The 22,479-nt window shown below is 68.2% G+C and carries 16 protein-coding genes; 11 read left to right on the forward strand and 5 right to left on the reverse strand.

The window, feature by feature from the left end:
• The first annotated feature begins 11 nt into the window (after positions 1-11).
• The 5 genes from ispD (at position 12) to glgX (ending at position 5,959) form a co-directional block, all read left to right on the forward strand.
• A complete protein-coding gene (ispD, locus tag WFH44_RS20070; protein WP_336716211.1) occupies positions 12-788 on the forward strand; it encodes a 2-C-methyl-D-erythritol 4-phosphate cytidylyltransferase in 777 nt (258 codons plus the stop codon).
• Complete coding sequence (gene ispF / locus WFH44_RS20075; RefSeq protein WP_336716213.1) at positions 785-1,315, forward strand: 2-C-methyl-D-erythritol 2,4-cyclodiphosphate synthase; 531 nt, start codon at positions 785-787, stop codon at positions 1,313-1,315. The genes ispD and ispF overlap by 4 nt, the downstream gene beginning before the upstream one ends.
• Complete coding sequence (cysS, locus tag WFH44_RS20080) at positions 1,312-2,784, forward strand: cysteine--tRNA ligase (RefSeq protein ID WP_336716215.1); 1,473 nt, start codon at positions 1,312-1,314, stop codon at positions 2,782-2,784. Before ispF ends, cysS begins: the two co-directional genes overlap by 4 nt.
• 84 nt (positions 2,785-2,868) lie before the next feature.
• The gene (rlmB, locus tag WFH44_RS20085) at positions 2,869-3,855 is read left to right on the forward strand and encodes a 23S rRNA (guanosine(2251)-2'-O)-methyltransferase RlmB (protein WP_336716217.1); all 987 of its coding nucleotides are present in this window, start codon (positions 2,869-2,871) and stop codon (positions 3,853-3,855) included.
• Between the two features lie 22 nt (positions 3,856-3,877).
• On the forward strand, positions 3,878-5,959 hold the full coding sequence (glgX, locus tag WFH44_RS20090; protein ID WP_336716219.1) for a glycogen debranching protein GlgX: 2,082 nt from the start codon (positions 3,878-3,880) through the stop codon (positions 5,957-5,959).
• Between the two features lie 82 nt (positions 5,960-6,041).
• Here the strand turns inward: glgX and WFH44_RS20095 are convergent, their stop codons facing one another.
• From WFH44_RS20095 to WFH44_RS20110, 4 genes are read right to left on the reverse strand one after another with little or no spacing between them, the layout of a single operon-like run.
• A complete protein-coding gene (locus WFH44_RS20095; RefSeq protein ID WP_336716221.1) occupies positions 6,042-6,665 on the reverse strand; it encodes a DUF3618 domain-containing protein in 624 nt (207 codons plus the stop codon).
• On the reverse strand, positions 6,662-7,114 hold the full coding sequence (locus WFH44_RS20100) for a phage holin family protein (protein ID WP_336716222.1): 453 nt from the start codon (positions 7,112-7,114) through the stop codon (positions 6,662-6,664). The genes WFH44_RS20095 and WFH44_RS20100 overlap by 4 nt, the downstream gene beginning before the upstream one ends.
• Positions 7,111-8,031, reverse strand: a complete 921-nt coding sequence (locus tag WFH44_RS20105) for a hypothetical protein (RefSeq protein ID WP_336716224.1) — start codon at positions 8,029-8,031, stop codon at positions 7,111-7,113. The genes WFH44_RS20100 and WFH44_RS20105 overlap by 4 nt, the downstream gene beginning before the upstream one ends.
• A 46-nt stretch (positions 8,032-8,077) precedes the next feature.
• The gene (locus WFH44_RS20110) at positions 8,078-9,151 is read right to left on the reverse strand and encodes a YihY/virulence factor BrkB family protein (protein ID WP_336716226.1); all 1,074 of its coding nucleotides are present in this window, start codon (positions 9,149-9,151) and stop codon (positions 8,078-8,080) included.
• 99 nt (positions 9,152-9,250) lie between these two features.
• Between WFH44_RS20110 and WFH44_RS20115 the strand changes: the two genes are divergently transcribed.
• From WFH44_RS20115 to WFH44_RS20125, 3 genes are read left to right on the forward strand one after another with little or no spacing between them, the layout of a single operon-like run.
• Complete coding sequence (locus WFH44_RS20115; protein WP_336716228.1) at positions 9,251-10,279, forward strand: iron-containing redox enzyme family protein; 1,029 nt, start codon at positions 9,251-9,253, stop codon at positions 10,277-10,279.
• Positions 10,276-11,295 (forward strand): glycosyltransferase, encoded by a 1,020-nt coding sequence (locus tag WFH44_RS20120; RefSeq protein WP_336716229.1) that lies wholly within the window; start codon positions 10,276-10,278, stop codon positions 11,293-11,295. The genes WFH44_RS20115 and WFH44_RS20120 overlap by 4 nt, the downstream gene beginning before the upstream one ends.
• Positions 11,286-11,645 carry a CDGSH iron-sulfur domain-containing protein gene (locus WFH44_RS20125; protein ID WP_336716230.1) on the forward strand — a complete coding sequence of 120 codons (360 nt, stop codon included), beginning with the start codon at positions 11,286-11,288 and terminating at the stop codon, positions 11,643-11,645. The genes WFH44_RS20120 and WFH44_RS20125 overlap by 10 nt, the downstream gene beginning before the upstream one ends.
• 22 nt (positions 11,646-11,667) lie before the next feature.
• Here WFH44_RS20125 and glgP read toward each other — a convergent pair whose 3' ends face one another.
• Positions 11,668-14,295, reverse strand: a complete 2,628-nt coding sequence (gene glgP / locus WFH44_RS20130) for an alpha-glucan family phosphorylase (RefSeq protein ID WP_336716232.1) — start codon at positions 14,293-14,295, stop codon at positions 11,668-11,670.
• 132 nt (positions 14,296-14,427) lie between these two features.
• On the opposite strand from glgP, the gene WFH44_RS20135 reads away from it, so the two are divergent.
• The 3 genes from WFH44_RS20135 to glgB are packed head-to-tail and all read left to right on the forward strand — an operon-like array spanning position 14,428 to position 21,988.
• Complete coding sequence (locus tag WFH44_RS20135; protein WP_336716234.1) at positions 14,428-16,479, forward strand: alpha-1,4-glucan--maltose-1-phosphate maltosyltransferase; 2,052 nt, start codon at positions 14,428-14,430, stop codon at positions 16,477-16,479.
• Positions 16,479-18,275, forward strand: a complete 1,797-nt coding sequence (treS, locus tag WFH44_RS20140; protein ID WP_336716236.1) for a maltose alpha-D-glucosyltransferase — start codon at positions 16,479-16,481, stop codon at positions 18,273-18,275. The genes WFH44_RS20135 and treS overlap by 1 nt, the downstream gene beginning before the upstream one ends.
• 11 nt (positions 18,276-18,286) lie before the next feature.
• Positions 18,287-21,988, forward strand: a complete 3,702-nt coding sequence (gene glgB / locus WFH44_RS20145; RefSeq protein WP_336716238.1) for a 1,4-alpha-glucan branching protein GlgB — start codon at positions 18,287-18,289, stop codon at positions 21,986-21,988.
• Positions 21,989-22,479: the final 491 nt, after the last annotated feature.

Here is a 22,479-nt window from a genome sequence, read left to right on the forward strand (position 1 = left end):
AGGCTTGACGCGTGTCTACACCTCCCACGCTGCGCATCGGCGTTGTCATCGTGGCCGCGGGTTCCGGCCAGCGGCTCGGCTATGGCATCCCCAAGGCCGAGGTCGAACTGGCGGGGCGCACCCTGCTGGAACATGCGCTCGACTCGGTCCTTGCCTCCGGCGTGGCCGCCCGCCTCTGCGTTGCGGTTCCTCCGGGCGACACCCGGCTCCGCGGCATTTGCGCGCGCGCCGGCGTGAAGACCCTGGTAACAGTGGTGGAGGGCGGCAGCAGCCGGGCGGAGTCGGTCGGCAGGGCGCTGGCGGGGCTCGGAGCCGGGCTGGATGCCGTCCTGGTGCACGACGCCGCACGTGCGCTGACGCCGCCCGAGGTCTTCAGCCGCGTCGCAGCAGCGCTGGCCTCCGGGGCGCAGGCCGTCATCCCCGCCGTCCCGGTCACGGACACGATCAAGACGGCGGTTCCCAGTTCGCCGCAGGAGCACGGCATCGCCGCCGAAAAGGTTGCCGGGACACCCGAGCGGGCCATCCTCCGTGCGGTCCAGACCCCGCAGGGCTTCGATGCCCGGATCCTGGCCGAGGCCCACGGCTGGCTGGAGTCGGCCGGCGAAGACGCCGAAGGGATCACGGATGACGCGATGCTGGTCGAGCGCAGGGGAGTGACGGTATTCCTGGTGCCCGGTTCGGAAGAAGCCCTCAAGATCACCACTGAATTGGATCTGATGACGGCGGAGGCGCTGGCGGCCCGCCGGCTCGCCTCCGCAGCTGCCCCCGGACAGGAAGGCCAACAATGAGCGGTCCCAGCAACGTCCCCCGCACCGGCATCGGCGTCGATGTGCACGCTTTCGCTCCCGACGACGAGCCGCAGCCCCTCTGGCTGGGCGGGTTGCTCTGGGAAAGTGAGCGCGGCCTGTCTGGACATTCCGATGGCGACGCCGTGGCCCACGCCGCGGCAGATGCGCTGTTCTCCGCCGCGGGCCTGGGGGACCTCGGGACGCATTTCGGTACAGACCGCCCGGAGTACGCCGGCGCCTCCGGTGTCCGGCTGCTGGGCGAGGCCGCGAGGATCGTGCGGACCGCCGGCTTCGAGATCGGCAACATCGCCGTCCAGGTCATCGGCAACCGGCCCAAGTTCGCCCCCCGGCGCGGGGAATCCGAGGCGGTGCTCAGCAAGGCGGCCGGTGCCTCGGTCAGCGTTTCGGCGACCACGAGCGACGGGCTCGGCTTCACCGGCCGCGGCGAGGGCATCGCAGCCGTCGCCACCGCCGTCGTCATGGCAGTTGCGCCCCAAGCCGCAGGCGCGGCTAATCTGGAGCGGTGAGCCTGAGATTCTATGACACCGCCGCCGCAGAAGTCCGCGAGTTCGTCCCGCTGGAGCCGGGCAAAGTAGGCCTGTACTACTGCGGCGCCACGGTGCAGGGGGATCCCCACGTCGGCCACATCCGCTCGGGTATCGCCTTCGACCAGCTGACCAGGTGGCTGCGCTACAGCGGCTACGAGGTCACGGTCGTCCGAAACGTCACGGACATCGACGACAAGATCCTCGCCAAGTCGGCTGCCTCGTTCGGGCCATTCGATCCCGCCGACCAGGACGCGCCGGCCATCGCCAACGAGCCCTGGTGGGCGCTGGCCTACCGCTACGAGCAGGCCTTCCAGCGCGCCTACGACACGCTGGGCGTCGCGCGGCCGACCTACGAGCCCCGTGCCACCGGGCACATCCCGGAGATGCACCAGCTCATCCAGCTGCTGATCGACCGGGGCCACGCCTACCCGGCGCTTGACGACTCCGGCGACGTGTACTTCGACGTCCGTTCCTGGGCGGAGTACGGCTCGCTCACGCGGCAGAACATCGAGGACATGCAGGCCGCGCCCGACGCCGGTCCCCGGGGCAAGCGCGATCCGCGCGACTTCGCGCTGTGGAAGGGGTACAAGGAGGGCGAACCCGCCACCGCCAGCTGGCCCAGCCCGTGGGGCACGGGCCGCCCGGGGTGGCACCTCGAGTGCTCGGCCATGGTCACGAAGTACCTGGGCACCGCGTTCGACATCCACGGCGGCGGGCTGGACCTGCGGTTCCCGCACCACGAAAATGAGGTGGCGCAGTCACGGGCGGCCGGCCACGGGTTCGCCAGCTTTTGGATGCACAACGGCATGGTCACCTACGAGGGCGAAAAAATGTCCAAGTCGGTCGGCAATATCGTGACCCCGGCCGAGATGCTCGCGATCGCCCGCCCGCTGGTGGTCCGCTACTACCTCGGGCAGGCCCAGTACCGTTCGGCGCTGGACTACAACCCGGGCTCCCTTGCGGAGGCCGCGGCCGCCGTCGAACGCATTGAAGGCTTCATGCAGCGGGCTCTGGCCTTCCTCTATGGCGAGGGGGCCGCCGTGCCGGCATCCCGTGAGCGCGTGCCGGAGGCCTTCGAGGCGGCGATGAACGACGACCTGAACGTGCCGCAGGCGCTGGCCGCCGTGCACGAGGCCGTGCGCGCCGGCAACACGGCCCTGGACGCCAAGGACAAAGACGCGGCGGACCGTGCCCTGCACCAGGTCATCGCCATGACGGACGTGCTGTACATCAACCCGCTGGATCCGCACTGGCGCAGCGCCGCCGGCGATGGCGTCGAGCACCAGGCTCTGGACGCCCTCGTCCGCGCGCAGCTCGAGGAACGCCGCTCGGCCCGCGAGGCCAAGGAGTGGGCGCGGGCGGACGCCATCCGGGACACCCTGGCTGCGGCGGGGATCACGGTGGCGGACTCCGCGGACGGCGCCACGTGGTCCGTGGCAGACCGCTAAACTCTATTTGACCGGCATCATCCCAATGCGACCGGCGTCCGCCGAGTCGGTGCAGACGCTGCCAGCTGATCGAAGGTAAGTATCATGGCCAACAAACCCCGCCCCGGAGCGGTGCGCAAGTCCAAGAAGGGCCCCACCACGGGCACCGGCGGGCACGGCCGCAAGGCTCTCGAGGGCAAGGGCCCGACGCCAAAGGCCGAGGACCGGCCCTACCACAAGGCCTACCGCGCCAAGCAGTTGGCCGAGCGTTCCTCCGCCCGTCGTGCCGGCGGCAAAGCCGCTCCCGCCCGCCGGGCCGGCGGCAAGGCTGCCGAGGAAATGGTCACCGGACGCAACTCCGTCGTGGAAGCGCTGCGCGGCGGCGTGCCGGCGAAGGCGCTGTACGTTGCCGTCCGGGTGGAGATGGATGACCGCGTGAAGGAGTCGCTGAAGATCGCGGCCGAGCGCGGCATCCCCGTGCTGGAGGCCCAGAAGCCGGAACTCGACCGGATGACGGAGGACGCCGTACACCAGGGGCTGGTCCTGCAGGTGCCGCCCTACGATTACCCGGATGCGCTGGACCTGGCCGAGGAAACCATGGCCAAGTTCACCAAAGGCTACATCCGCAACGCCCCGCTCTTCGTCGCGCTGGACGGCATCACGGATCCGCGCAACCTGGGTGCCATCATCCGTTCGGTATCCGCGTTCAGCGGCCACGGCGTGATCGTGCCCGAGCGCCGGGCGGTCGGCATGACGGCCTCGGCGTGGAAGACCAGCGCCGGTGCGGCAGTCCGGGTCCCGGTGGCCCGCGCCGCCAACCTGAACAACACCCTGAAGGCCTTCAAATCCATGGGCATCTTCGTCCTGGGCCTCGACGGCGGAGGCGACGTCTCGCTGCCGGGACTGGAGCTGGCCACGGAGCCGATCTGCCTGGTCGTGGGTTCCGAGGGCAAGGGCCTCTCCCGCCTGGTGCGCGAGCACTGCGACCAGATTGTTTCCATCCCCATCGATTCCGACATGGAATCGCTGAACGCTTCCATGGCCGTGGGCATCAGCCTCTACGAAGTCTCCCGGCAGCGCGCCGGGCAGTAGCCTTTCTCGGAAGCAGACAGCGTTGGCCGAACCACAAGAAAAGATCCCCGCCGAACTCCGGCTCCGCCGCGACCACCTGTCGCGGCCTTTTCCGCTGGGCGTCAGCGACGCGGGGATCGATGCCGGCGGCCTGGTGAACGTGGCGGTTTTCGCCCCGGAGCTGAAGGCCGTGGACGTCCACTACACCGCCGGCGGACGGTGGCGCAGCGCCCCGCTGACCGAGCTGACCGACGGCATCCACCACGGGGTGGTGTCCGGCCTGGGGGAGGGGAGCCGCTACGGCTTCTGGCCCCGCGGCGGCGGCCAGGTGAAGCACCGGCAGCTGCTGGTGGACCCGTACGCGCGCGCCATCACGGACGACGGCGGAACCTTCCATTCCGTGTTCGTCGAGCCTGGCTTCGACTGGGACGGCGCACGGCCACCGCAGGTTCCCTGGCGCGACACGGTGGTCTACGAGTGCCACGTCAAGGGCCAGACCATGCTGCATCCGCAGATTCCGGCGGGACTGCGCGGCACCTATGCCGGGCTGGCCCATCCGGTGATGATCGACTACCTGCTGAACCTCGGCATCACCTCGGTCCAGCTTTTGCCCGTGCACTTCCACCTGGACGAGCCGCACCTTCAGGAACTCGGCCTGTCCAACTACTGGGGGTACAACACGCTGGGCTTCTTCGCTCCGCACGAGGAGTACGCGACGGCCGCGGCGCGCCAGGCGGGGCCCAAAGCCGTGCTGGACGAATTCAAGACGATGGTGAAGACCCTCCACGAGGCCGGGCTCGAAGTGATCCTGGACGTGGTGTACAACCACACGGCCGAGGGCGGCAAGCACCAGCGCACCTACTCCTACCGCGGCCTGGCCGACCACGCCTACTACCGCCACGACGGACACGGCAACTACCTGGACACGACCGGTTGCGGCAACACGCTCAATCTCAACGAGCCCCGGGTGCTCCAGCTCGTCATGGATTCGCTGCGCTATTGGATCGAAGAATTCCATATCGACGGGTTCCGCTTCGACCTGGCCGTCTCCCTGGCCCGGGACGAGAACAACCATTTCGACCCGAACCACCCTTTCCTCGCGGCGGTAGCCGCCGACCCGGTGGTTTCCCGGGCCAAGCTGATCTCGGAGCCGTGGGACGTCGGCCCCGGCGGCTGGCAGACCGGGAACTTCCCGCAGGGCTGGGCAGACTGGAACGACCGGTTCCGGGATGCGGCCCGCAGCTTCTGGCTGGAGGACGCCAGCGCGCTGAACCACGGCGGAAGCGGATCCTCGGTCGCGCGGCTGGCCAGCTGCCTCGCCGGCTCGGCCGAGGTCTTCGCCGGTTCCGGCCGCGGGCCGCTGGCTTCGGTCAATTTCGTCACCGCCCACGACGGCTTCACCCTGGCGGACCTGACGTCCTTCGACCGCAAGCACAACGAGGACAACGGCGAGGAAAACCGGGACGGCTCCAACTACAACCGCAGCTACAACCATGGTGTCGAAGGCGCCACCGGGGACAGCGCCGTGCTGGACGCCCGGGCCCGCGCGGCCCGGAACCTGATGGCGACCCAGCTGCTTTCGCTCGGCGTCCCGATGATCACCGCCGGGGACGAGTTGGGGAAGACCCAGCACGGGAACAACAACGCGTACTGCCAGGACAACGAGCTCAGCTGGCTGCACTGGCGGCTGGACGACCGGCAGGAGCAGTTGTTCCGGACCACCCGGCGGCTGCTGCGGATTCGCAGAATCTTCCTGGCCAACCAGCCGTACGGCTATCCGGCCACGGAGCACGGCTCGTACCTGCTGTGGTTCAACGAGAGCGGCGAGCCCATGACCCAGGACCAGTGGACGGACCCGTCCAGCCGCACTGTCCAGCTGCTGATGGGGTCTCCTAGCGGCACCATCGACGGGCTGGTGATTGTCAACGGCCGGCTCGAGCCGCGGAAGATCATGATGCCCAGCTCCGCCGCGCTGCGAGATTTCGGCGTCGCCGAGAACCATGGCCGGACCTTCGAGCTGCTCCTGACGACCTCCGACTACGATGACCGCCGCCGCGGCGCGCGGATCGCGAGCGGGGAGCGCGAAATCATCGGCGCCAATTCCATCAGTATCTACCGCGCCTGAATTACCTCCTGCCGCACAAAGGCGACAACGACGGCGGACGCCAAGGTCCGCCGTCGTTGTCGCCTTCAGCGCAGCAGGGGCCTTAGTACTGCCGCGGCTGGTCGTCCTGGACGTTGGTGCGGGCCTCTTCAGCACGCGACTTCACGTCCTCGGCGGCGTACTTGCCTTCCTCCTTGACGTGCTCGGCGGAATCCTGCGCCGAGGACTTCAGCTGTTCGGCCGCCTCGCGGGCCGGCTCCTTCAGGTCCTGGGCAACCTGCTGGGCGGAGCTCTTGGCTTCCTCCACCAGCGGCTGGGCCTCTTCCTTCACGCGCTCGGCGGCGCGCTGTTCCGCCCTGGTGGCCGGGAACAGGGAGGAAACCAGCATGCCGGCGCCGAAGGCGATCAGGCCGGCCGCCAGCGGGTTGCCCTCGGTCTTGCGGGCAATGGTGTGCGGCGCCTCCTGCACGGCATGGCCGGCGTCGTGGGCCGCGGAACGGGCGGAATCAGCCGTGTCGTGGACCGTGGACCTGGCGGAACCGAGGGTGTCGTCCGCGCTGCCCATGACCTTGTCCTTGGCCCGGTTGAAAGTGCCCTTCACTTTGTCGGTCTGCCGGTGCACGATGTTCGACGGCGAGACCTTCTCGGCGACGGCGTCCACATCGGTGCCCAAGCGGCCGCGGGTGCGTTCGATATCGGCCCGGATTTCTTCAGGTGACTGGCTCATCGTGCATCCTCACTTGGTTTGAGAGTTTCGGGAATTTTCTTGACGGATTCCTGCGTCCGCGGGATACCTTGGACGCTCTTCAGCTGCTTCTTGCCAACGGCCGCGAGGATCGCTGCGATGATTGCCCAGATGACGGCCACGATGATCGCGGACCAGACGTAGCCTGAACCTTCACCCAGGGCGAGGCCGAGCCCCCACCAGAGGGCGATCGAGAGGAAGAGCAGCACGAAGTGGCCGGCGACGCCGGCACCGGCCAGCATTCCCGCGCCCTTGCCGGCTCGGGTGGCCGACTCCTTGGCCTCGGCCTTCGCGAGCTCCAGCTCCTGCCGCATCAGCAAGGACATGTCGCGCGAGACGTCGGAGAGCAGATCTCCGAGCGAGCTGGTTTCGGCCTTGACCTCGGCTTGTGTCGGCGGAGGGTTTCCGGTTTCCGGGTAGCGGTCACTCATCGGCTGCCACCGCCTTCATATGGATCCCGCTCCGGGATGGCCGTGCCGCCGGGCAGGTCGGTGTCGGTCTCCGGGTAGCTGATGCTCTCCGGCGATCCTGCCGCACCGCCGACCGAGCCGGAGGTGTCATACCGGTCCGTGGCACCGGTCGGGGTGGCCGTCGGGTAGCCGATGGTTTCCGGGTAGCCCGGGGCGCCGCCGTAACCGGATCCGGCCGGCCTGTCCGGAGCCGCGAAGCCCCTCGCGCTTCGGGTGTCGTAGTCCGTGGTGCCGGCGCGTCGGGCCGATCCGCCGGTGCCGCTGTCCGCGGTCAGCCCACGGGTAAGCCGGCCGGCGACCAGGCCTGCGCCCGCAGCGATCGCGAGGAAGGCGCCGGGCCGCTGCCGCGCGAACCGCTTCACCTCGTCGAGCAGCGAGCCCGGATCCCTGTTCTCCAGCCATTCGGCGACGGAGTGGGCCTTGTCGGAGGCCTGGCTGACCAGATGGGTCGCGTTGCCGGACTGCTCCGAGTTCCGTGCCATGGACGCGAGCTCTTCGCCGATTGAGCGCAGGCCCGAGGCAACCTTCTGCTGCTGCTCGCCGGCCTGGCTGTGCACGTTGTCGCCGAGCTGGGATACCAGGGAGCGCGCCTGTTCCTTGGCCTCGTGGGCGACCTGCTTCGCTTCGGTCTTGGCGGTTTCCGCCACGTGCTGGCCGGCGGCTGCGCCCTCGCGGCCCACTTCCTTGGCTTCCTGCTTGGCCGTCTCGGACTTGGACTGTTCCGGCTCGAAGGTCGTTACCGGTTCGGTGAGGGGCTCGGCCGGCCGTGCCGGCGGGAGGGTCTCGCCGCCGACTCCGCCCGGACGTCCAAAGGTGCCGCCTGTCGGGCCGAGGCCTGCGGTGTCGTCGTCGTAGTTACCTGGGGTGTTGGTCGTCATAGCAATTCCTTCTGGTGTCGGTCAGTCGATGGGGCGGATGGGCAAACTAGGTGCGCCTGCTGTCCTCGTGGCTCTCGCCCAGGTCGCGGCGCAGCGAACGTCCACGCTCTATGTCCTCCTTTTCCTTCTTGAGTTGCTTGTCGCTCTTGCGGGTATCGCGCGGCGGCAGCTGGATGGTCTCTTCCGCCTCGATGCCTGCCTGCAGCTGGCGCCCGCGCTCGGCCTCGGCATCGAATTCGGCGCCGAAGAGCAGCGACAGATTCGACAGGTAGAACCAGAGCAGCAGGACGATCACGCCGCCGATGGCGCCGTAGGTGCGGTTGTAGTTGGAGAAATTCGCGACGTAGAAGGCGAATCCCAAGGTGGTGACCGCCAGGACCAGCAGGGCCAGGAACGCACCCATGCTCATCCAGCGGAATTTCGGCTGCTTCACGTTCGGCGTCGCGTAGTACAGCAGGGCGACCACGAGCACCGCGAAGGCGACCAGGATGGGCCACTTGGCGATGTTCCACACGGTCAGCGCGGCGTCGCCCAGGCCGATGGTCGCGCCGATCGCCTCGGCAACCGGCCCCGACAGCACCAGGATCAGCATCATGACGGCTGCGAGGAGCACGACGATGAGCGTGACCGCGAGCATCGTGGGACGAAGTTTCCAGAAGGGCCTGCCTTCGTCGACCTCGTAGATGCGGTTCATCGCCCGGCCGAACGCCCCGACATAGCCCGAGGCGGACCACAGGGCGCCCGCGATACCGACGACGAGCGCCAGCCCGGCCGAGGGCGCACTTGCCAGTTGCTCGATCGGCTGCCGCAGGGTGTCGGCGGCCTGCCCGGGGGCTACCCGCTCAAGCGTGTCCAGCATCGCCGTCGTCGTTTGTTCCCCTTGGCCGACAATGCCGAGGATGGACACCAAGGCGAGCATCGCCGGGAACAAAGACAGCACCGCGTAGTACGTCAGCGCCGCGGCCAGGTCGGTGCACTGGTCGGCCGAGAACTCGCGGACGGACTTCCGGAAGATGTACTTCCACGAGGGCTTCTTGACCTCCGCAGGAGTGTCCGGTTTGCGATCATCCTCCGGATGCGGGGCCGTGGCGGCCTTCGATGAGCTGTTCTCCTTTTCCATGCCTCCTCCTTTCCCGGTTTTGTTAGTAACGGGAGCAACAAGACTCATGCTATTTCTAAGTATGCTTATAAGTAAGGGGGATCGGCAGAAAGGGCCAGAATGAGGAAACCCACAGCGCGGGGTCCGCTGAGCAGCGCAGTACTCGCGAACCTCGCCGGAACACCGCAGGAACGGCTGGCGGAACCGCTGCCGTTGCCGGGGCCTGATGCCTGGTCCGAACCGGAAGATTTTGTGTACGACGGCGATGTGCAGCTTGCGCTGTTCTGCCTCTATGAGCTGCATTACGGGGGCATGGACGGCGTCGCCGACGGCTGGGAATGGCACCCGGAGCTGATCCGGGCGCGCACGGGCCTGGAGCGCGGCTTCGAAGGGGCCCTGCGCCGGATGGCAGAAGTGCCCACGCTACCCGAGCCTGCCGCGGAGCCCGTTGCAGCGGGGCTGTTCGCCCTCACCGCGGACGACGGCGGTCCCAGCCTGTCGCGGTACGTCGCCAAGGAGGCGACCGGCGAGCAGCTGCGCGAGTTTTTGATCCTCCGTTCGATCTACCAGCTAAAGGAGGCGGACCCGCACAGCTGGGCGATCCCGCGCCTCGGCGGACGAGCCAAGGCGGCGCTGGTGGAGATCCAATCGGACGAATACGGCGGCGGCCGGCCCGAGCGCATGCATTCGGGCCTGTTTGCCAGGGCAATGCGCGGAGCAGGGCTGGACGATGCCTACGGTGCCTATATAGACGCGGTCCCCGCCGTGACCCTCGCGGCGGTCAACATGATGTCGCTGTTCGGCCTCAACCGCCGGCTCCGCGGAGCGATCGTGGGACATCTGGCCGCCTACGAGATGACGTCGTCGATCCCCAACAAGCTGTACAGCCGCGGGTTCCGCCGCCTGGGCTACGGGTCCGACGTCCGCGACTACTTCGACGAGCACGTCGAGGCGGACGCCGTGCACGAACAGATTGCGGGGCGCGACATGGCGGGAGGGCTCGCCGAAGCGGAGCCCGGACTGCTGGCGGACATCTTCTTCGGGGCTGCCGCCGCGCTCGCGGTGGATGCGCTCGCCGGCCGGCACCAGCTGGAGGCCTGGCAGGCGGGGCGGTCGGCGCTCATGGTCCCCGCCGAAGCCCCGGCATGACAGCCCCGCCGGACCTGGCGGAGGCGGAGTACATCCTGCCGCTGCGCTGGTCCGAGGACAGCAGGCTCGACGAGCTGATCGGCTACCTGCGGGTGCTCTCCGGCTGGATGCGCATCACCGTGGTGGACGGCTCGCCGCCGGGGGTGTTCGAGGCGCACCGCCTCGCGTGGCAGGGCCTGGTCACACATATCCATCCGGAGCCGGGGCTCGGCCGGAACGGCAAGGCGGCCGGCGTCATCAGCGGAGTGCGCCGCAGCGGGAGCGAATTCCTGGTCCTGGCGGACGACGACGTGCGGTACGCCCTGCCCGGCCTGCGCCGGCTGGTGGTCCTGCTCCGGGACGCAGAGCTCGTGCGGCCGCAGAACTACTTCCTTGAGTGGCCGTGGCACGCCCGGTGGGACACCGCGCGGACGCTGCTCAACCGGGCCTTCGGCTCCGACTATCCCGGGACGCTCGGCGTCCGGCGGAGCATGCTGGAGGCAACCGGCGGCTACGACGCGGACGTCCTGTTCGAGAACCTTGAGCTGATCCGCACGGTCGAGGCCGCTGGCGGGCGGCAGATCCGGGCCGACGGCCTGTTCGTTGGAAGAATGCCACCGGCTTTGGCGCACTTTCGCGGACAACGGGTCCGGCAGGCCTACGACAGCTTCGCCCAGCCGGGAAGGCTCGCCGCCGAGCTGTCCCTGCTGCCGTTGTTGTGCTGGGCGGCGCGCCGGCCCGCGCGCCTGGTCGCGCTGCTGGCCGCCTCGATCGCCTTGGCGGAAGCGGGCCGGCGGCGGCACGGCGGCACCGCGGTCTTCCCACCGGGTTCGGCACTGTGGGCGCCCTGCTGGGTGCTCGAGCGGGCGGTCTGCAGCTGGCTGGCCCTCGGGCTGCGGCTGGCCGGCGGGGTGCACTATGCCGGCGGGCGGATTCCCCGGGCCGGCACCTCGGCCCGGCAATTGCGACGACGGTATCGGACGCAGGCCACCGGCGCTCCGATCCAACGACGAGGAGGCCAACGAACATGGCTGTAAGAGCAACGAACCCCGAACCCGCGGCGGCAGCGGACCAGCCGGCGGAAGCCGCAGCACACCCGGAGCCGCCTGCGGCGGCCGGGCGGCCGCCGGAAGAGCCGGCCGCCGAACCGCGCCCGAAGCCGGCGGCAGCGACGGTGGTGGCCTGCCCGAACGGGCCGCTGCTGCTGCGCGGAGACGTCGAAATCCTGACGGAAACCGGCGAGCCGGTGCCGCGCCTGCGCCGGACCGTGGCCCTGTGCCGCTGCGGCGCGTCCTCCATCAAGCCCTACTGCGACGGCACGCACAAGCTCACCGGCTTCACCACCGGGCCGACACCGTCGGCCGCCGGCCCGGCACGGGACGGCTGACCGTCCCTCCAGCAGCTGGGGGTCAGGCGTTGGTGACCAGGCCCAGTTCCGTCTTGGAGGCCAGCGACGGGTGGTGCGGCAGGACCCGGACGGTGTAGCCGAAGGAGCCCGAGCGGTCGATCTGGACCTCCCCGGAGAACAGGAAGCGGCCGTCGCCGAGGTCTTCCTTCAGCGTGAGCTGGTCGAAGGAGGTATCGAGCAGCTCATCGCCCTCGCTGACCTTGCCGTGCGCAATTTCCACACAGACGTCCTCGGGGGCCAGGGAGCCGAGCTGGATGAAGGCGCTGACACGTACGAGGTCGCCGATCTGCGGGTCGTCCTGCATGCCGAGCGAGTCCACATGCTCGACGGCGACATCCTTCCACGCATGGTGGACCCGCGTGGTCCAGCCCGCAAGGTTCCGCGCCGCCGCGAAACCGTTATTCCTGATCGCGCGGCCCGAGACGGACGCCGGCGTGTACAGCTGGCGCACATAGTCCTCGACCATCCGCTCGGCGGAAACGGCCGGCCCCAAATTGGCCAAGGTATGCCGGATCATGGCGATCCACTGATGCGGCAGCTGGTCGTCCGTCGCCAGCGGCTCGGACGGACCCGCGGCTCCCGCGCCCTCGGCTGCTTCGTCCGCGTAGAAGCGCGGCGCCACGTGGTTCTCCAGCAGGCCGTACAGCGCCGAGGCCTCGATGTCGTCCCGCTCGTCGGCGCTGAACAGCGAATCGGCCCCGCTCGCGGTCGACGGATTGGCGGTCGGGATCGCCCAGCCGTTGTCGCCGTCGTACATTTCGTCCCACCAGCCGTCCAGCACGGACAGGTTGAGGCCGCCGTTGATCGCCGCCTTCATGCCTGAAGTGCCGCAGGCCTCGAGCGGACGCAGCGGATTGTTCAGCCAGACGTCGCAGCCCGGGAACAGCGTGCGGGCCATGGCGATGTCGTAGTTCGGCAGGAAGACGATCCGGTGCCGGATCTCCGGGTCGTCCGTGAAACGCACCAGGTCCTGGATCATGCGCTTGCCCTGCTCGTCCGCCGGATGCGACTTTCCGGCGATGACCAGCTGGATCGGATGCTCCGGATGCAGCAGCAGCGCCTTCAGCCGCGCGGGATCGCGCAGCATCAAGGTCAGGCGCTTGTAGGTCGGGACGCGCCGGGCGAAGCCGATAGTCAGGACGTCCGGGTCCAGCACATGGTCGGTCCAGGCGAGCTCCGCGTCGGTCGCGCCGCGCTTCTTCCAGGACGAGCGCAGCCTGCGCCGGACATCCTCGATCAGGTTGCCGCGCAGTTCGCGCCGCAGCTGCCAGATTTCGGCGTCGGAGACGTCGTAGACCTTGTCCCACTGCCGCTCCCGGACGCTGCCGTTGCCGAACTTGGCCAGCGCCAGTTCGGCAATGCGCGGATCCACCCAGGTCGGCACGTGGACGCCGTTGGTGACGGAGCTGATGGGCACCTCGTTGGTGTCGAAGCCCGGCCACAGCCCGGAGAACATGCCGCGCGAGACGACGCCATGCAGCTTGGCCACGCCGTTGGCGCGCTGTGCCAGCCGCAGGCCCATTACGGCCATGTTGAACTTGATCGGATCCCCGCCGCTGTAGTTCTCCTCGCCGAGCGCCAGGATCTTGTCGATGGGGACGTTCGGCGCCAGGCCGGCCCGGAAGAAGTGCCCGACCTGCAGCCGCTCGAAGCGATCGATGCCGGCCGGCACGGGAGTGTGCGTGGTGAACACCGTGTTGGCGCGGCCCGCAGCGAGGGCTTCGTCCCAGGTGAGACCCTCGTCCATGAGCTCGCGGATGCGTTCGATGCCGAGGAAACCGGCGTGGCCTTCGTTCGTGTGGAAGACCTCGGGGGCGGCGCAGCCGGTCAGCCGCTGGAAGATGCGCAGCGCCTTTACGCCGCCCATGCCGAGCAGGAGTTCCTGCTGCAGCCGGTGGTCGCCGCCGCCGCCGTAGAGCCGGTCGGTGATGTGCCGGGCAGCCTCGTCGTTTCCGGCCACGTTCGAGTCGAGCAGCAGCAGCGGGACGCGTCCGACGTCGGCGCGCCAGATGTGCGCCATCAGGCGGCGGTCGTTGGGGAGCGGCAGTTCCACCTGCGCCGGAGTCCCGTCCGCCTCGCGCAGCAGCGACAGGGGGAGCCCGTCCGGGTCCAGCACGGGGTAGGTTTCCTGCTGCCACCCGTCGCGGCTCAGGGATTGCTTGAAGTAGCCGGCTGCGTACAGCAGCCCGACGCCGATCAGTGGCACGCCCAGGTCGGACGCCGCCTTCAGGTGGTCGCCGGCGAGGATGCCGAGGCCGCCGGAATACTGCGGCAGCACGGACGCGATGCCGTACTCGGGGGAGAAATAGGCGATGGATTTAGGCGCATCGGCGCCCAGGCTCTGGTACCAGCGGCTACCGGTCAGGTAGCGGTCCAGGTCCTGGCTCACCTCGTGGACCCGCGCGACCAGGTCCTCGTCCGCCGCGAGCGCCTGCAGCTGCTCGCGGCTGAAGGAGCCCAGCAGGGCCACCGGATCGTGGCTTTGCCGCCAGAGCTTGGGATCGAGGCGCTCGAACAGCTGCTGGGTTGGCCGATGCCAGGACCAGCGCAAATTGCTCGCCAGCCGCGCCAGCGGCTGGATGCGCTCGGGAAGTACAGTGCGGACGGTAAACCTGCGGATTGCCTTCACCCGGCCTACGGTAGCGCAGATCACGGCGGTGCATGGTTTCGAATTTGTAAACGCGACGCGAACGCGTCGTTTTTGTTCCGGCTTCCGGGTTGGCCTTAGCAAACGGCCCTTTTTGTCGCTAACGTCTAGCGTGTGAGCACATTCACCGAGGATCCGCGCCCAGCCCCGTCCCAGGCCCACCTGCGTTTCGGCAGGATTCCGATCACCGACGTCGCCCCGGTGATCGAAAGCGGCCGCTTCCCGGCCAAGGCGATCGAGGGCGAAGACATCCCCGTCGCCGCCACGGTCTTCCGCGAGGGCCACGACCGGATTGGCGTCACGGTTGTCCTTTATGACCCGGACTCCAACGCCGTGCAGCGCCGCCAGCTGGATCCGCCCGCCAAGGGCCTGGACCGCTGGCACGGAGTCGTCCGCCCCGGCGCCCCGGGACTCTGGAGCTTCGCGATCGAAGGCTGGGCGGACCTTTACGCCACCTGGCACCACAACGCCGAAGTCAAGATCGCCGCCGGCGTCGACGTGGACCTGATGCTGGCCGAGGGCGTCCACCTGTTCAACGAAGCCGCGGCGCAGGAGGGGAGGCCGGCGGACAACGCCGAAGTGCTGCGCCAGGCGGCCGGCGTCCTCGCCGACGGCGGCCATTCAGTGGAGGAACGCCTGGCCGCAGGCGGCTCGCATGAGGTGCTTTCCGCGGTCCGCAGCCATCCCATCCGCAGCCTCGTCACGACGTCGGAAAAGTACCCCCTGCTGGTGGAACGCGAGCGGGCCGGGCGCGGCGCATGGTACGAGTTCTTCCCGCGCTCCGAAGGCGCGGTCTTCGACCACGCCGCCAACACCTGGACTTCGGGGAACTTTACGACGGCGGCGCATCGCCTTCCGGCCGTAGCCGCCATGGGCTTCGACGTCATTTACCTGCCGCCGATCCACCCCATCGGGTTCACCAACCGCAAGGGGCCGAACAACACGCTGCACGCCGGCCCGATGGACCCTGGGTCGCCGTGGGCCATCGGCGCCGCGTCCGGCGGCCACGACGCGATCCACCCGGACCTGGGCAACTTCGACGATTTCGATGCCTTCGTCGCGGCCGCCGCGTCGAACGGCCTCGAAGTGGCGCTGGACCTGGCGCTCCAGGCCGCGCCGGACCACCCGTGGGCCTCCGAACACCCGGAATGGTTCACGACCCGGCTGGACGGCACCATCGCCTACGCGGAGAACCCGCCGAAGAAGTACCAGGACATCTATCCGCTGAACTTCGACAACGATCCGGACGGCCTCTCGGAGGAAGTGCTCCGTATCGTCCGGCTGTGGATCAGCCACGGCGTGAAGATCTTCCGGGTGGATAACCCCCATACCAAGCCGGTCTGGTTCTGGGAATGGCTGATCGGCGAGGTCAATCGCACCGATCCGGACGTCGTTTTCCTCGCCGAGGCCTTCACCCGGCCCGCGATGATGCACGCCTTGGGGCGTGCCGGTTTCCAGCAGTCATACAGCTACTTCACATGGCGCAATACAAAGCAGGAGATCGAGGAGTACTTCACCGAGGTCAGCCACGAAAGCGCCGACTACTTCCGGCCGAACTTCTTCGTGAACACCCCGGATATCCTCACCGAGTACCTGCAGTACGGGGGACCCGCCGCGTTCAAGATCCGCGCCGTGCTGGCCGCGACCGGCAGCCCGCTCTGGGGCGTCTACGCCGGGTATGAACTGTGCGAGCACGTCGCCCGGCCCGGTGCCGAGGAGTACATCGACAACGAGAAGTACGAGTACAAGGCCCGCGACTTCACGGCCGCCGAGGCCGAGGGCCGCTCGCTGGCGCCCTACCTGACCAGGCTCAACGAGATCCGCCGGTCCCACCCGGCCCTTGGCGAACTGCGGAACCTGACCGTCCACAGCAGCACGGACGACGCGACCGTGGTCTATTCCAAGCACAAGGAAGACCTGCCGGGCGGGGGCAAGGACACGGTCATCGTCGTCGTCAACGTGGACCCGCACAGCGCCCGCGAATCGACGGTCAGCCTGAACCTGGGTGCGCTGGGCCTCGGCCCGGAGGACCTGGGCGAGGACGGCCTCTTCTGGGTGGATGACCTCATTACCGGCGAGAGCTGGCGCTGGGGCGAGCACAACTACGTCCGCCTGGACGCTTACCGCGAGCCCGCCCACGTCCTGCACATCCGGAGGAGCCGCTAGTGGCCAATCCGTTCCAACTGCACGCACCCGGCCTGGCCCATGACCCGCACTGGTACCGCAAAGCGGTCTTCTACGAAGTGCTGGTCCGCGGGTTTGCCGATGCGAACGGGGACGGATCCGGCGATTTCTCCGGCCTGATCGAGAAGCTTGACTATCTGCAGTGGCTTGGCATCGATTGCCTGTGGATCCCGCCGTTCTTCAAGTCGCCGCTGCGCGACGGCGGCTACGACATCGCGGACTACTACGATGTGCTGGACGAGTTCGGGACGATCAGCGACTTCAAGCGGCTCGTGGCCGAAGCCCACGCCCGGGGCGTGCGCGTCATCATCGACCTTCCGCTGAACCACACCTCGGACCAGCACCATTGGTTCGAGGCCTCGCGGCGGGAGCCCGATGGCCCGTTCGGCGACTTCTACGTCTGGAGCGACACGGACGAGAAGTACCAGGACGCGCGCATCATCTTCGTCGACACCGAGGAATCGAACTGGACGTTCGACCCGATCCGGCGCCAGTTCTTCTGGCACCGCTTCTTCAGCCACCAGCCGGACCTGAACTACGAGAACCCCAAGGTCATCGAGGCGGTTTTCGACGTGGTCAGGTTCTGGCTGGACCAGGGAATCGACGGCTTCCGGGCCGATGCCATTCCCTACCTCTTCGAGGAAGACGGCACCAACTGCGAGAACCTGCCCGCGACGCACCGGTTCCTGCAGGACCTGCGCGCGATGGTGGACGCCGAATACCCCGGCCGCGTCATCATCGCCGAGGCGAACCAGATGCCGAACGAGGTGGTCGAGTACTTCGGGCAGGCGGACGACGCCGGCGGCTTCGTTCCGGAATGCCACATGTGCTTCCATTTCCCGATCATGCCCCGGCTCTTCTACGCACTGCGGGACCAGAAGGCCGCGCCGATCATCCGGACCATGGAGGAAACGCCGGACATTCCGACCGGGGCGCAGTGGGGCACCTTCCTGCGGAACCACGACGAGCTGACGCTCGAGATGGTGACCAACGAGGAGCGGGAGGCCATGCTCGGCTGGTACGCCCCGGACTCCCGGATGCGCGCGAACATCGGCATCCGTCGGAGGCTGGCGCCGCTGCTGGACAATTCCCGCGCCGAGCTGGAACTCATCCACGCGCTGCTGCTGTCCCTCCCGGGCAGCCCGTTCCTGTACTACGGGGACGAGATCGGGATGGGCGACAACATCTGGCTCGACGACCGGGATGCCTCGAGGACCCCTATGCAGTGGAACCCGGACCGCAACGCCGGATTCTCCACCGCGGACCCGGGCAAGCTCTACCTCCCGGTCGTCCAGTCGCTTGTCTACAACTACAACTACGTCAACGTCGAGGCTCAGCTGGCTCACAGCAGCTCGCTCCTCCACTGGGTACGGCAGATGCTCGCGGTCCGCAAGTCGCATCCTGCCTTCGGCCTCGGCACCTACCGCAACGTGCCGACCGAGGCGGAAACGGTGCTGGCTTTCCTGCGGGAAATCCCGGCGGATGATCCCGCGGGCGCCGAACCGGAGTCCCTGCTCTGCATCTTCAATCTCTCCCAGCACCCGGTCGCGGCCTCGCTGCGGCTGCCCCAGTTCGCCGGACGTGGCCTCCGTGATCTCTTCGGCGGCCTGCCGTTCCCCGTCCTCGATGACGCCGGCCAGGTGACATTGACCCTGGGAAGCCACGATTTTTTTTGGCTGCGCATCCGCTCAGCCCGATCCAATCCGGCATCGCCGGTGACCGAAGCCATCCCCGTGATCACTCCGGTGAGCACCCGAACAGAGGTGGAATCCCCGTGAAGTCTCCCGTAATGACACTGCCCGAACTGCTGCGCGACTGGCTGCCCGGCCAGCGCTGGTTCCCCGCCCAAGGCAAGGACATCTCGCTCCAGCGCCTCGGCGGGGTGCGGCTGCAGGACCCGAGCGGCGAGGCGGGCCTTGAAGTGCATATTGCCGCCGTCGAGACCGACGAGGACTCGCTCGTCGTCAACGTGCCGGTCAGCATCCGCACCCGCCCCCTCGAAGGCGGCGACCAGGCGCTGATCGGCAAGCTCGGGCCGGACGCCGAACACGTCGACGAGCGCTGGGTCTACGACGGCACCCATGACCCGGTCTTCATCGCGGCCTGGCTGGAGCTGATGCGGGCGGAGTCGGAGACTTCCGACGGCCGGACCCGCGGCCACGCCGGCGCCGGCTTCGCGGACCGCCAGCCTTTCACACCGCCGCTCGACGCCTCGGTGCTGCCCGGCGAACAGTCCAACACCTCCGTCGTCGTCAAGCGCGACAACGAAGCCCTGATCGTGAAGTTCTTCCGCGTGCTCGAAGCCGGACCCAACCCGGACGTAGAGATCGGCGCTGTCCTCAGCGAAACGGGGGCCCGCGAAGTTCCGGCCACGTACGGCTGGGTCACCGGCGGCTGGATGACTCCCGGGCAGGATGCCTCTTCCGAGACCGATGAACTGTGGGACTCCGGCCACCTGAGCGTGCTCCGCGAGTACATCAGCAACAGCGAAGACGCCTGGCGCAGTGCGTCAGCGGCGGCCCTGGCCAACACCGACTTCACGCGCGAGGCAGAGGAACTGGGCCGCGCCACCGCCCGCATCCACCGCCGGCTGCGGGACGGTTTCGGCGGCCACCAGGCCACGGACGAGGAGTTCGCGGTTCTGGTGGGCGACCTGCAGGAGCGGATCCGCTGGGGCTGGCAGCAGGCGGGCGCCGCCGTCGGGCCCTACGACGACACGGTCGAGGACCTGCTGACCCGGCTCGCCGAGCTGAAGGACCGGCCGGAGGTCCAGCGCATCCACGCGGACTACCATCTGGGCCAGGTGCTGCACTCCGCCGAGCGCGGGTGGGTCGTGCTGGACTTCGAGGGCGAGCCGCTGCGGCCGCTGAGCAGCCGCGGGGCCGATGACCTGGTGCTGCGGGACGTGGTGGGCATGCTCCGGTCCTTCGACTACGCCGGCGGCGTGGCCGTCACCTCGGCGGCCGGCAGCAACGCGGGGGAGACGGAAGCCGCCGCGGAGCGCTGGGTCGATGCCGCCACCCGGGCCTTCACCGCCGGGTACGAGAGCGAATCGGGCACGCAGGTGGACAGCGGCTCGCCGTTGTTCCTCGGCCTGTGGCTGGACAAGGCACTGTACGAAGTCGTTTACGAGCAGCGGAACCGGCCGCAGTGGCTCAACGTTCCGGTCAAGGCCGTCCGCCGCGGGCTCGAGCAGCTCCGCGGCGGAACCAGCGGGGCGGCAGGCCGGACCGACGGCCCGAAGCATGCCGCCGAACCGGCCGCGGCGTCGCTGCCACTCGCGGAGACCCCCACTCTCGCCGGCGATCCCGTACACGTCGACTCACACGTCCTCGCCGCCGTCGCACACGGAAGCTACTACCAGCCGCACGCCGTGCTGGGCGCGCATCTCGACGACCACGGCAACGTCACGGTCCGGACGCTGCGGCCGCTGGCCGACTCGGTCGCGCTGGTTACCCCGACCGTGCGCGTGCCGATGAGGCATGAACAAGACGGCATTTGGGTGGCCACGCTGCCGGCCGAGCGTGCCGGCCACGTGCCGGATTACCGGCTGCAGGTCGCCTACGGCGGCGGCGCACCCGAGATCGTGGACGATCCTTACCACTACCTGCCGACGGTCGGCGAAATCGACCTGCACCTGATCGGCGAAGGCCGGCACGAAACGCTCTGGACCGTCCTGGGATCCCACGTGCGCCACTACACCTCGACACTCGGCGAGGTGACCGGCACGAGCTTCGCGGTGTGGGCCCCCAACGCCCAGGCCGTTCGTGTGAAGGGCGACTTCAACGGCTGGAACGGAAGCATCCACGGGATGCGCTCCATGGGCGGGTCGGGCGTGTGGGAGCTGTTCATTCCCGGCGTCGCCTCCGGCAGCATCTACAAGTACGAACTGCTCGGCCGCGACGGGCACTGGCACGAAAAGGCGGACCCGCTCGCCCGCTGGACCGAAGTGCCCCCGCTGACCGGCTCCCGCGTGGTGGATTCGCGCTACAACTTCACGGATTCGGAATGGATGGCCCGCCGCGCGGCGCGGGACCCGCACAACTCGCCGATGAGCGTCTATGAGGTCCACCTCGGCTCCTGGCGGCTCGGACTGGACTACCGCGACCTGGCCGAAGAGTTGGTCGACTATGTCCGGTGGCACGGCTTCACCCACGTGGAGTTCATGCCCGTGGCGGAGCACCCGTTCGGCGGGTCCTGGGGCTACCAGGTCACTTCGTACTACGCCCCGACTTCCCGGTTCGGTCATCCCGACGACTTCAAGTACCTCGTGGACAAGCTGCACGCCGCCGGGATCGGTGTCATCGTCGACTGGGTGCCCGCGCACTTCCCCAAGGACAGCTGGGCGCTCGCCCGGTTCGACGGGGAACCGCTCTACGAGCACGCGGATCCGCGGCTGGGCGAGCACCCGGACTGGGGGACGCTCATCTTCGACTTCGGCCGCACGGAGGTGCGCAACTTCCTCGTAGCCAACGCGCTGTACTGGCTCGAGGAGTTCCACATCGACGGGCTGCGGGTCGACGCGGTCGCCTCGATGCTCTACCGCGACTACTCGCGCAAGGACGGCGAATGGTTCCCGAACATCCACGGCGGCCGGGAGAATCTGGAGGCGATCTCGTTCCTGCAGGAAGTCAACGCCACGGCGTATAAGCGCGTCCCGGGCATCGTCACCATTGCGGAAGAGTCCACAGCGTTCGACGGCGTGACCCGGCCAACCAGCACCGGCGGCCTCGGTTTCGGGCTGAAGTGGAACATGGGCTGGATGCACGACACCCTCGAGTACATCGCCGAGGACCCGATGTACCGCGTCTACCACCACAACAAGGCCACATTCTCGATGGTGTACGCCTACACGGAGAACTTCCTGCTGCCGATCAGCCACGACGAGGTCGTGCACGGCAAGGGCTCGATGCTCCGGAAGATGCCGGGGGACCGCTGGAAGCAGTTGGCCAACCTCCGTGCGTACCTGGCGTTCCAGTGGGCCCATCCGGGCAAGCAGCTGATTTTCATGGGCACGGAATTCGGACAGGAATCCGAGTGGTCGGAACAGCACGGGCTGGATTGGTGGCTCGCGGAAAACGTGCCGCACAAGGGCCTGCAGAAGCTGGTCCGTCAGCTGAACACGCTCTACACCGGGACCCCCGCCCTGTACGAGCGGGACAACGAGCCCGCCGGGTTCCAATGGATCGATGAGAACGACGGCACCCGCAACACCCTCTCGTTCATCCGCTGGGACACCCACGGAAACCCGCTGGTCTGTGTGGTCAACTTCGCCGGGCACCCGCATGAGAGCTTCCGCCTCGGGTTGCCGTGGGCCGGCAGCTGGAGCGAGGTGCTCAATACCGACGACGAGGAGTTCGGCGGCTCCGGGGTCGGCAACCCGGGAAGTATCGAAGGCACCGAGGGTGCCTGGAACGGACACCCGGCCTCCGCGGTTGTCAACGTTCCGCCGCTCGGCGCGATCTACCTCAAGCCCACCCCGCAGGCCTGACCCGAAGGTCGAATCCGACCCTCGGACCCACGCCTCTGACATCCTGGGCCGACGGGGTTTTACGCCCCGTCGGCCCGCTGCCCGGCAGCGGAACCGGTTGGCCTTGCCGGCGCGCGCCACCCGGAATTTACATTCCCGTAACCGAGGTGTATAGTTTCTATCGCGCTGAACGGAACGTTGACAGCCCCAATCCCGCATGTAGCTCCGGTCGAAGACCGGACGGTACGAAGCGGGGCGGGACGATTTGACAGGAACGGGAAGCGCAGGTAAGTTAGAAAAGTTGCTCCGGAGCGATGCGGGGGCCCTTGTGGGGGTTCTGCTGGTGCCGGGTGCTCCTGTTGTTTGAGAACTCAATAGTGTGCCAAGTTTGTTGATACCAATTTTTTGTTGGTTGAGATTGTGTCGTGGTGTGCCACCCCCGTGGTGTGCTGCGATGTTTTATCAGCCTGGATTTGAATTTTGTGCATGCCTGGCCGGCTAATTTTCCTTGG

Source organism: Arthrobacter sp. USHLN218 (assembly GCF_037144715.1).
Taxonomy (GTDB): Bacteria; Actinomycetota; Actinomycetes; order Actinomycetales; family Micrococcaceae; genus Crystallibacter.

Bases quoted from the DNA above. Each gene is read 5' to 3' on its own strand.
- ispF (WP_336716213.1), top strand. From the start codon at position 785: ATGAGCGGTCCCAGCAACGTCCCCCGCACCGGCATCGGCGTCGATGTG.
- glgB (WP_336716238.1), top strand. From the start codon at position 18,287: ATGACACTGCCCGAACTGCTGCGCGACTGGCTGCCCGGCCAGCGCTGG.
- rlmB (WP_336716217.1), top strand. From the start codon at position 2,869: ATGGCCAACAAACCCCGCCCCGGAGCGGTGCGCAAGTCCAAGAAGGGC.
- WFH44_RS20120 (WP_336716229.1), top strand. From the start codon at position 10,276: ATGACAGCCCCGCCGGACCTGGCGGAGGCGGAGTACATCCTGCCGCTG.
- WFH44_RS20105 (WP_336716224.1), bottom strand. From the start codon at position 8,031: ATGACGACCAACACCCCAGGTAACTACGACGACGACACCGCAGGCCTC.
- WFH44_RS20100 (WP_336716222.1), bottom strand. From the start codon at position 7,114: ATGAGTGACCGCTACCCGGAAACCGGAAACCCTCCGCCGACACAAGCC.
- WFH44_RS20110 (WP_336716226.1), bottom strand. From the start codon at position 9,151: ATGGAAAAGGAGAACAGCTCATCGAAGGCCGCCACGGCCCCGCATCCG.
- WFH44_RS20125 (WP_336716230.1), top strand. From the start codon at position 11,286: ATGGCTGTAAGAGCAACGAACCCCGAACCCGCGGCGGCAGCGGACCAG.
- WFH44_RS20115 (WP_336716228.1), top strand. From the start codon at position 9,251: ATGAGGAAACCCACAGCGCGGGGTCCGCTGAGCAGCGCAGTACTCGCG.
- WFH44_RS20095 (WP_336716221.1), bottom strand. From the start codon at position 6,665: ATGAGCCAGTCACCTGAAGAAATCCGGGCCGATATCGAACGCACCCGC.